At 45.8% G+C, this 9,524-nt stretch carries 9 protein-coding genes and 1 pseudogene; all 10 read left to right on the plus strand.

Annotation, left to right across the window (positions count from 1 at the left end; genetic code table 11):
* Positions 1-840, plus strand: a pseudogene (locus AC1DUA_RS10595) (cobyric acid synthase); the annotation flags it as partial.
* Positions 837-1,406: a cob(I)yrinic acid a,c-diamide adenosyltransferase gene (locus AC1DUA_RS10600; protein ID WP_477499705.1), complete on the plus strand. Its 570-nt coding sequence runs from the start codon at positions 837-839 to the stop codon at positions 1,404-1,406. The pseudogene AC1DUA_RS10595 and the gene AC1DUA_RS10600, both read left to right, overlap by 4 nt.
* Positions 1,403-2,344: an RluA family pseudouridine synthase gene (locus AC1DUA_RS10605; RefSeq protein ID WP_477499706.1), complete on the plus strand. Its 942-nt coding sequence runs from the start codon at positions 1,403-1,405 to the stop codon at positions 2,342-2,344. Before AC1DUA_RS10600 ends, AC1DUA_RS10605 begins: the two co-directional genes overlap by 4 nt.
* A gap of 128 nt (positions 2,345-2,472) precedes the next feature.
* Positions 2,473-2,838 carry an arsenate reductase family protein gene (locus AC1DUA_RS10610; protein WP_477499707.1) on the plus strand — a complete coding sequence of 122 codons (366 nt, stop codon included), beginning with the start codon at positions 2,473-2,475 and terminating at the stop codon, positions 2,836-2,838.
* Positions 2,839-2,845: 7 nt separating this feature from the next.
* Positions 2,846-3,943: a site-2 protease family protein gene (locus tag AC1DUA_RS10615; RefSeq protein ID WP_477499708.1), complete on the plus strand. Its 1,098-nt coding sequence runs from the start codon at positions 2,846-2,848 to the stop codon at positions 3,941-3,943.
* A 32-nt stretch (positions 3,944-3,975) separates the two neighbouring features.
* Complete coding sequence (locus AC1DUA_RS10620) at positions 3,976-5,151, plus strand: aminotransferase class I/II-fold pyridoxal phosphate-dependent enzyme (RefSeq protein WP_477499709.1); 1,176 nt, start codon at positions 3,976-3,978, stop codon at positions 5,149-5,151.
* A 90-nt stretch (positions 5,152-5,241) separates the two neighbouring features.
* Positions 5,242-6,378, plus strand: a complete 1,137-nt coding sequence (locus tag AC1DUA_RS10625) for a DNA sulfur modification protein DndB (protein WP_477499710.1) — start codon at positions 5,242-5,244, stop codon at positions 6,376-6,378.
* On the plus strand, positions 6,378-7,556 hold the full coding sequence (locus AC1DUA_RS10630; RefSeq protein ID WP_477499711.1) for a DNA sulfur modification protein DndB: 1,179 nt from the start codon (positions 6,378-6,380) through the stop codon (positions 7,554-7,556). The genes AC1DUA_RS10625 and AC1DUA_RS10630 overlap by 1 nt, the downstream gene beginning before the upstream one ends.
* Before the next feature lie 216 nt (positions 7,557-7,772).
* Positions 7,773-7,964 (plus strand): hypothetical protein, encoded by a 192-nt coding sequence (locus tag AC1DUA_RS10635; protein WP_477499712.1) that lies wholly within the window; start codon positions 7,773-7,775, stop codon positions 7,962-7,964.
* A gap of 207 nt (positions 7,965-8,171) precedes the next feature.
* The gene (locus AC1DUA_RS10640) at positions 8,172-8,843 is read left to right on the plus strand and encodes a transcriptional regulator (RefSeq protein WP_477499713.1); all 672 of its coding nucleotides are present in this window, start codon (positions 8,172-8,174) and stop codon (positions 8,841-8,843) included.
* Positions 8,844-9,524: the final 681 nt, after the last annotated feature.

Here is a 9,524-nt window from a genome sequence, read left to right on the forward strand (position 1 = left end):
CCTGAGCCTGAGAAATCGCAGGATCAACTGGATGTTGCGGTGATCCGATTGCCTCGTCTATCTAATTTCACGGATTTTGATCCGCTTCAGGAAGAAAAGGATGTTCATTTCAGATACATCACTCATCTCTCCGATTGGGGAGATCCTGATGTCGTCTTGTTGCCTGGAAGTAAGAATACAATGGATGATCTACGACACTTGAACGAGTCCGGCCTGGCGGCGCGTATCCAAGCTTTTGCGCAATCCGAGAATGGATGGGTCGCCGGTATTTGTGCGGGGTATCAGATGCTTGGCGTTAGACTGCTTGATCCGCAGGGCTATGAATCCGATCATCCTGAGCTTGAGGGCATTGGCCTTTTGCCGACCGAGACGGTCTTTACACCGGACAAACGCACCGTTCAAGTGCAGGGAAGTTCTTCGCTTTTTACAGATGACGACAGCCGGATGTTTGATATTGATGGGTATGAAATCCATATGGGGCGGACACGGTTTTTGGAAGATGTCGTCATGCCTTTTCAAATTAAAGCGTATACCAATGATGAGGCCTTCGCCTTGAGTAATGAGCCGCACGGAGACGGGGCTGCCGTTAATCAGGGTCGTATTTGGGGGACGTATGTGCACGGGATTTTGCATAATGATGATTTCCGGAGAGCCTGGTTAAACCGTATTCGGAAAATGAAGGGACTCACGCCTGTTGACGGGGGCTTACGCTTCAAAGAACGCAGAGAGGCTGCGTTCGATAGGCTGGCTGACCATGTTAGAAGTCACTTGGATATGCAGCGTGTTTATGAGATGATGAAGGTATCACAGCCTTGTCAAAGGGAGGACGTCAAAGGATGAAAATTTATACTCGCACTGGGGATGCCGGGCAGACTGGTGTAATTGGTGGTCGTGTGGATAAAGATGATGCTCGTGTAGAAGCATACGGAACTACAGACGAATTGAATTGTTATGTGGGTCAGGCGATGAGCTTTATGGACCCGGCCAAATATCCGGATTTACTGCCGGATTTGCTGCAGGTGCAGCATGAGTTGTTCGATTGCGGCTCGGATCTTGCGCTCTTGAAGCAGGACCTGCGCCCTTACAAAGTTACTGCAGCAATGGTGGATGCACTTGAGGCGTGGATTGATAAATACGATGCGGAAACGCCGGATATTACACGGTTTATCTTGCCTGGCGGCGGAAGCGTGTCCTCTACGCTGCATGTATGCCGCACGGTTTGCCGCAGAGCGGAACGCAGGGTCGTTACGCTTGCACGGACGCAAGAAATTAACCCGGAAGTTCGCAGATACTTGAACCGGTTGTCCGATCTATTCTTTACGATTGCCCGCACAGCGAACCACCGCGAAGGGATTGCTGATGTGGAGTATGTACGCAGCGCCGAGGTGTTTAGACGTAAACCATGAGCTATTATGAACCGCTAGTATATATGGTGCCGCCTGAGGAAGAAGGCTTTATCCTTAAGACGGTGCTGCAAAAAAGATTGATGGTCTCACGCAAGCTGCTGTCTCGGATTAAATTGACGGAGCAAGGAATTACTGTGAATGGCGTCAGAGAGTACATCAACATTAAGGTGAAAGCTGGAGACCGCGTAGAGATCCGTATGGAGGAGGAAGCGTCCGAGGATATTTTGCCGCAAGACCTTCCTCTGCATATTCTTCATGAAGATGAGCATCTGCTGATTCTCGCCAAAGATGCGGGAATTATCGTGCATCCTACACATGGACACTACGTGAATACGATTGCTAATGGTGTTGTGTATCACTGGCAGCAAGCTGGCATTACTTGCCGTTTTCGCCCTGTACATCGGCTTGATCAAGATACATCCGGTGTGTTGGCGATCGCTAAGACGCCTTATGTGCACCAGCAAATATCCGAGCAGATGATTCAGCATCAGGTGAARAAGGAATATCTGGCCTTTGTTTGGGGGCGTTTCGAGGAGACGAAGGGAACGATTAATGAGCCTATCGACCGTGATCCCGAACAACCGCATGTGCGCATCGTCACTCCGCAAGGATACTCGGCAGTCACCCATTATGAGGTCGTGGAACAATATTCACAGGCCGCACTAGTCCGTATATGGCTTGAAACCGGGAGAACGCACCAGATTCGCGTACATATGAGGTACTTAGGTCACCCGCTAATTGGGGACAAAATGTATACATTGCCCGAATTTGAGACAAGCCCGGCTGCAGAAGAAGCAGGCAAGCGGCTGAATCGTCAGGCACTGCATGCTTACAAGCTTGGTTTTGTTCATCCAGGGACAAGGGAATGGGCTGAGTTTAACGCTCCACTCCCTCCAGATTTAGCTGGTTTGCAAGCGTGGTTACAAAAAAATGACTAGTTTTACAAAAACCATCCAAATTTTAGGGTGGTTTTTGTTTGGAATAACTTGACTTTCCAATTAAATTAGCCCAAAATTTTAATTAATTATGGATTAGCTTTCCACACACATAAAGGAGTCCTTACATCATGGGAGTAAAAGTCTATTGTTATGATAAATGCGGCACGTGCCGAGCAGCCCTGAAATGGCTTAAAGCGCATGACGTCGAAGTCACAGAGAGTGTTCCTTTATTTGAAACCCCGCCTTCTGCGAGCGAGTTGTCCAAGCTGTTAAGCGATAGCGGCCTTGGTATCAAGAAGTTTTTCAACGCCTCCGGTGAAGTGTACAAAGAGATGAATTTGAAAGACAAGCTCCCGGGCATGACGCAAGAGCAAATGCTGGAACTATTAGCTTCAAACGGCAGATTGATCAAACGTCCTATTGTGACGGATGGTACGAAGGTTACGGTTGGCTTTAAGGAAGCTGAATACGAGGAAATTTGGGCAAAGGGGTGAGGTGAGGTTGGATGAGAAGCAGAAACCACCACGCAAAAAATCACCGCTAGCCATAGGCGGTTTCCTCGCGGTTTTGCTATCGCAAGGAAAGCTGCTATTGGCAGCCTTGAAATTCGGCAAGGTCGGCGGGGCCGTCATATCGATGTTTATTACGATTTGGGCTTACGCTTATCTCGCGCCACTTCCTTTTGCTATTGGCATAGTGGTCATGATTCTAATTCATGAACTCGGTCATGTTTTTGCGGCAAAGTTGAAAGGGCTTCCTGTATCGGCGCCTGTTTTTATCCCCTTCCTTGGTGCATTGATAACCATGAAAAAAAATCCGACCGATGCAGCAACAGAAGCTTTTATCGGTATCGGAGGGCCTATTTTAGGGACAGTTGGGGGCGTTGCTGCGTTTGCACTCGGTATGTATCTGAATTCCCCTGTTATTGTTTCAGTAGCATATGCTGCGTTTTACCTGAATTTAATTAATTTGTTGCCGATTCATCCTCTGGATGGCGGTCGAATTGCAACGGCAGTCACCCGTTGGTTATGGATTGTAGGATTAATTGGCGGTTTAGTTTTTATTTTTTATCTGGATCATTATGTCAATCAACTCATTTTCTTTGTTATCTGGGCCATGTTTGCCTGGGATTTGTATAAGAAATACGTGAAATATAGACATAGAGAGCAGTTAGTTTCTGTTTCCACCCGCTTTGAATTTGCTGCCGACCATTTGCTTCAACAAGGGTATATCATCCCGGGTGAAAATCACACGCGCGATTTGGACTTTACGACATACTCCGATTTACAGGGTGCAGGTGACGGCAGGCAGACAATTGTCATGTACTGGCAGGGAATTGGCTTTGAAGGTCAGGCTTATTTGCCTCAGCAAGCCTTGATTCGAAGAGTACAGCTTGTCAAAGTAGATCGTTTGCAGAAAGAAAGTGGATTCTATCTAGGACTGCAGGTACAGGTCGATTTTTCACCTTTAGGTATTCAGGAGCGGTACTATGAGGTCCCCGCCAAAACTCGCTGGAAATTCGGAGCAGCTTATTTTGGGCTGATTTTGTTCCTACTTTATATGATAAGGCTGGTTCATCAAGCAGGAATTATCGATTGACTGTTTAATACAACATAACGAGGATAACTATCATGACATTTATTGGATCAAAACGGCTTAGCCAGCTAGGATCGGCTATTTTTTCGGAAGTGGCAGATTGGAAGAGAGAGGTTATGAACCAAGGGGTAGACGTCATAGATTTAGGTATAGGAAGTCCTGACCTACCGCCGTCTGAACGCATTATTGAAGCCATTACAGAGGCTGTGCGTAACCCAGCTCACTATGGATATCCGACATCGGAAGGAAGTTTAGCTTTTCGCGAAGCGGTAGCCAGGTGGTACCAGTTCCGATTCGGTGTAGAGCTTAATCCCGACAATGAAATTTTAACGTTAATGGGTTCTCAAGATGGTCTTGCTCACTTGGCGCTTTCACTCTGTGATCCTGGGGACATCGCAATTGTTCCCGATCCAGGTTACCCCATATATTCGGCAAGTCTCGTGCTAGCGGGAGTTGAGCCTTACTTGCTGCCCCTGCGCGCTGTAAATAATTTTTTGCCCCAATTAGATGACATCCCAGTAGACGTGGCTGCCAAAGCGAAATTCATCCTGTTAAACTATCCGAGCAATCCGCTGTCTGCTGTTGCAGATCGTGCTTTTTTTGAGCATTTGATAGCCTATGCCAAAAAGCATGAATTGCTTGTCGTACACGATCTAGCCTACTCTGAAATGGCTTTTGACGGCTTTAAGCCCATCAGCATTCTAGAGATCGAAGGCGCTAAGGAGGTTGCTGTCGAGTTTCATTCTCTGTCCAAAAGCTTTAATATGGCAGGTTGTCGGATCGCGTTCCTGACTGGTAATGCGGCTGCGGTAAAAGCGCTGCGAACGCTCAAATCGAATATCGATTATGGCGTATTCGGAGCCATTCAAGCAGCTGGCATTGCAGCATTAGAGGAAGATATGGAACACGATCATTCCGTTGCCGGCGTTTATGAAAGAAGACGAAATATATTTATTTCGGCTTTAGCAGATGCAGGCTGGATCATACCGCCACCCAAGGCAACCATGTTTATCTGGGCACCCATTCCAAAAGGATGGACATCTCGACAAATTTCCCGGGAAATGCTGTTCCGTGCTGGTATCGTTGTTATACCTGGAGACGCTTTCGGAGCAGAAGGAGAAGGCTTTGTACGAATTGCTTTGGTGCAGGATGAAGCCAGATTACTTGAGGCGGCAAGACGCATAGGCGATTGGCTTCGAACCGTAGAATGAAAACTAGAGATTTTGGTAAAAATAGGAGAATGAGAGATATATTAAATTTTTGCACAAAATTAAACCTTAATAGTTGAAAGGGGTAAGCATATGGACGCCATTTCCTCATTATCAGAGCTCTTAGCCGAGCAGAAGCCTTCATCGTTTGTAGAAATTCCTGGAGTCCTGGGACAGACATTTGGGCAAGCGACAATTGCAGCTACATTACCTATGAGCAAATTATTTTCACTCTATGAAGTTGATTTAGAAGTTCAGCGTGCGATTATTCCACGCAATCTTTCTAAATTAATCGATTATGTTAATCTGTATTTGGAAAATCGCCAACCGATCTACTTCCCGGGCATTATTTTCTCGGCAAGAGGTGCGGGTCAATATGACGATGAGCAGCAAGCACTTCGTTTGCAGCCGATTGAGAAGTTGTACGTGGTGGATGGTCAGCATAGATTGGCAGCTTTCCAACGCATTATGGAAACGTTGCAAAGTCAAATGGCACGTGCCAAAGACCGCCGGGAATACGAGAAGATGGAAGAGATCACAGAGAAGCTTCGCCGCTTATATGCCTTCCCGATTTCCACAATGACTTACTTGGATATTAATGCTCGTCAAGAGCGCCAATTGTTCTCAGACATTAACAAACTTCCTCGCAAGCTTGGCGGCAACTTGGCTGTGCTTCGGGATCAACGCAGATTTTACCATGTTGCTGCAACGGAGCTTGCTTCCAAAGCGCCAGCCATGCAGAAGCTGACTGTTGATATGTTCTCTGAACGCGGCAAGTCGCCTGAGTATTTGTTCTCATATCACTTGCTGATTGAAATTTTGGTTGCTTTGTTCGAAGGCAGAATGAAATCAGCGGCCCGGAATAACGGTTACCAATATGAGGACAAAGATCTTCAAGATCTAGTTTCTTTAGCGGGAACCTACTTTAACGGTTTGCTGAATCATTTGGATGAGCCAGCCAAAGGTGATATTGTTTGGACGGAAAATATCCAAATTGCCCTTGCTTTGTTTATCCATGAGGAAGCTACGAAAACAGGCAAATTCAATCGTTATGCGCTTGAGCATGCTTTGAAAATACTTCCACACGTGAATTGGAATGGGATTTATGCGGGTGACGAGAAGGATCGTTTGCCTAGACGTACCCGTATCATGAAAGCCTTTAATTTCATCAAGAATTTCTATACGGAACAGAATGCTTTCCTAATCAGCGATAAGGAGGATGTGAGCTAATGGAAGGATTACGCCTCAAAATGACGATTCATCCGTTTTGCGAGAGATTCGGGCTTTCAACCGTGGCCTTGCGCGTTCAGGATTTGCTCAATTATACGATGATCGACCCTATGGTACAGCGGAAGCTCAGCAATATGCAAAGACGCAAAATTTCCACGTATCTGCAAGAACGCGAGCTGGATCATGTCTTTTTCGGCCCGGTTACGCTTTCACTGCGTGAAGTGAATCAACTGTCCAAAGGCGAGAAGGAATTTTTGCTGAAGCATGGCTCGAAGCTTTCTATTTTGGACGGACAGCATCGTATCCTGGCGCTCGGTTATGTTAATGAGCAAATGCAAAAGGAAGTTCGACGCTACGAGAAGAAGCTGGTGCTTCAGAAGATTAAGCAGCGTAAGATGCCTCAGGATGCGGACATTAAGCAAGAAGTTGAAGAGACGGAAGGCACGATCAATCAACTTGAGAGCAGACGTCTTGATTTAATGGAGACACAGCTTGCCGTGCAAATCTACATTGGCTTAACGGAAGAAGAAGAGCAGCAGCTGTTTGGCGACATCAACTCCAAGGTTCAGCTGGTGAGCAAAGAGCTAGGTCACTCTTTCGATTCCATCGATCCGCTTAATCTAGTTATTCAGCAGGTTGTCGATCACAATGTGTACCTCAAAGCTGTCGGCGTAGAGCGACGCAGCAATCTGACGTCATTTAACCGTAATTTCACATGCTTCAGCTGGTTATATGCGACAGCAACAATGTTATTTTCTGGCAGAATGCAGCCGTCCTATGAGCTTCAGCGCAAGATTCGCCACGATCCTTCGACGTATGTGGAGATCCTGCACCAATTCTTTAATACGTTATTGCCGATGATGCCTGAGCAGCCAGGTCTTGCGCAATATACATCAGCAAATCGGGTTATCCAAGAAAGCATCGCGCTCTATTCGAACCGATTCTTATTCCCGAACGGGCAATATAATGAGGAATGGACAGATTGCTTGCAAATTCTTGAAGGATTTGACTGGTCCCATGAGAATGAGGAATTGATTTATGTCTTCGGCGCATTGGATAACGGTAAAATCAACCTGATTCACGAAAAATCATTGAAAAAGCATGTGAAGCTTGTACAATTTTTCCTCGAAGGCACAGATTCAGAGAGTGCGTCGGATGAAGAAGAATCAACAGCTTAATAGGATAGACCCCAARCCTTTCTCTCTCAACAGATGTTGTGAGAGGAAGGCTTTTTATGTTTTGTGGATGTTCATCTCGTTTGAGCTAGTAGAGGAAGAATAGATTCCCATAATCTACAAATATACGAAATATACGAATATCTTCCGTCATTCGTCTATACCAAATAAAGTCACTAGAATACTATATACTATAAAGCTTGAAAGGAGGAGAAAACGATGAGTTGCTCCGTATATGCTACATTGTCCCGAATCAGCCTTGGCACAGTCATCACAATCCATGCAGGTACTACTCCGAACCACACAGGTAAATTTCTAGGGATTGAACATGGTAATGTTGTTCTTGCAAGTAATAATGGTACTGTATTCTTTTTCCCAGTTGATAGAATCTCCGTTATCCACATTCCTTAATAAAAAAGAGTTTGAAGAGACTGTCTTGAAAGGTCAGAAATGATCTGAAGGACAGTCTCTTTTTTTGTTTACAGATTAGGTCTATTGAAGAAATTCTATTTTCACGTTACACTTCATAGAGTTAGGTCGTGAAGAACACGCCGCTTCGATACTTTGTATCGGGGCGGCTTTTTGTGTTTATTTTGTCAAAAAGAGGAGCGGGGCAGCGTGCAAAACTTTGATCAGAAATACGAAGAATGGATGCAAATGAATATAAAGCAGGAAGCTAATCAGAGAAGACGTGGATTGCTTGAGAAGGGGTTAGGTCATGGGACAGTGGAGTTTCTGCGAATGATCTGGTACCCAACCGTGGGGAATTTTGACCACTTGTATCCTGAATGGGAGGTTCGTGATTTTAACAATGGTTACCGCTATGTGGATCTGGCTTATAGGCCAGGCGGCATGAAGGGTGCTATTGAAATTCAAGGCTATAGCTCTCATGCAAGAGATCTGGATGTCAATCGATTTAAGGATTTATGTTGGCGGCATAGTCTGATGGCGCTTGATCGTTGGATTTTTTTGCCTGTCGCCTATCTATCTATTAAAGATGAACCTTGGCGGTGTCGGCAGCTCGTTCTATCCTTCATCGGAATTTTCCTGTCGACAGAGTTGGCGTCTGAGTTAACGTTTCTTGAAGCCGAAGCTGTGCGCTATTCCCGTCGTCTATTGCGCCCGTTTACAGCAGTAGAGTTGGCATGTCACTTACGAATCACGGATCGACATGCGCGGCGGCTCTTACATCATTTAGTGGAACGTGAATTGTTGGTTGTGCAAAGCGGGCACAAGCGGTATCGCACGTATTGCTTACGGACTGAGTCGACCTTATTCGGTGAAAAATAGACCAATTGAAATTCTAACGGACGCTAATGCCGTTATTCACGGAAATAGTGTGGGAATTAGCCTATTTTTGTCCAATAGCGACTCTGGGGTCCGTTAGATACTGAATAGGGGGAAATAATGCGAAATAACGGCCGTGAGGTCCGTTAGAAATAGACTAGTGTGATGGAACGSGGTGTGAGGKGGTGGKGKCGATGTACGAAGTGATGGAACGCTGTATGAGGTGGTGGGATCGATGTACGAAGTGATGGAACGTGGTGTGAGGTGGTGGGGGCGATGTACAAAGTTGCGGAACGCTAGGTGAGGAGTGGTGGGTTTCGATATATGAATTAGTGTAATTCGATATACGCAGTACTGGAGCTAATGTGTGAAGTGATGGTATGCGATGYACGRAGTGGAATACCGCTAATTGGGCTGCTAACGGACWGAGTGGACCTTATTCGGTGAAAATACGGCCTTTTGAAATTCTAACGGACACCAATGCAGCTATTCACGKAAATAGTGTGGAAAATAGCCGATTTCTGTCCAATAACGACTCTGGTGGACCTCTGTCAAGAAAGTAAACACATCATTAAGTGACGATTACGCGGTTTCTACAAAGGTCGCCGCAAAGTGAACAGGCGACACATAGCCGATGGCACTATGAATTCGTTTGCGGTTATAAAAGAATTCAATATACCGAAA

Source organism: Paenibacillus sp. 01T422 (genome assembly GCF_056398785.1).

Bases quoted from the DNA above. Each gene is read 5' to 3' on its own strand.
- AC1DUA_RS10600 (WP_477499705.1), top strand. From the start codon at position 837: ATGAAAATTTATACTCGCACTGGGGATGCCGGGCAGACTGGTGTAATT.
- AC1DUA_RS10610 (WP_477499707.1), top strand. From the start codon at position 2,473: ATGGGAGTAAAAGTCTATTGTTATGATAAATGCGGCACGTGCCGAGCA.
- AC1DUA_RS10620 (WP_477499709.1), top strand. From the start codon at position 3,976: ATGACATTTATTGGATCAAAACGGCTTAGCCAGCTAGGATCGGCTATT.
- AC1DUA_RS10625 (WP_477499710.1), top strand. From the start codon at position 5,242: ATGGACGCCATTTCCTCATTATCAGAGCTCTTAGCCGAGCAGAAGCCT.
- AC1DUA_RS10630 (WP_477499711.1), top strand. From the start codon at position 6,378: ATGGAAGGATTACGCCTCAAAATGACGATTCATCCGTTTTGCGAGAGA.
- AC1DUA_RS10635 (WP_477499712.1), top strand. From the start codon at position 7,773: ATGAGTTGCTCCGTATATGCTACATTGTCCCGAATCAGCCTTGGCACA.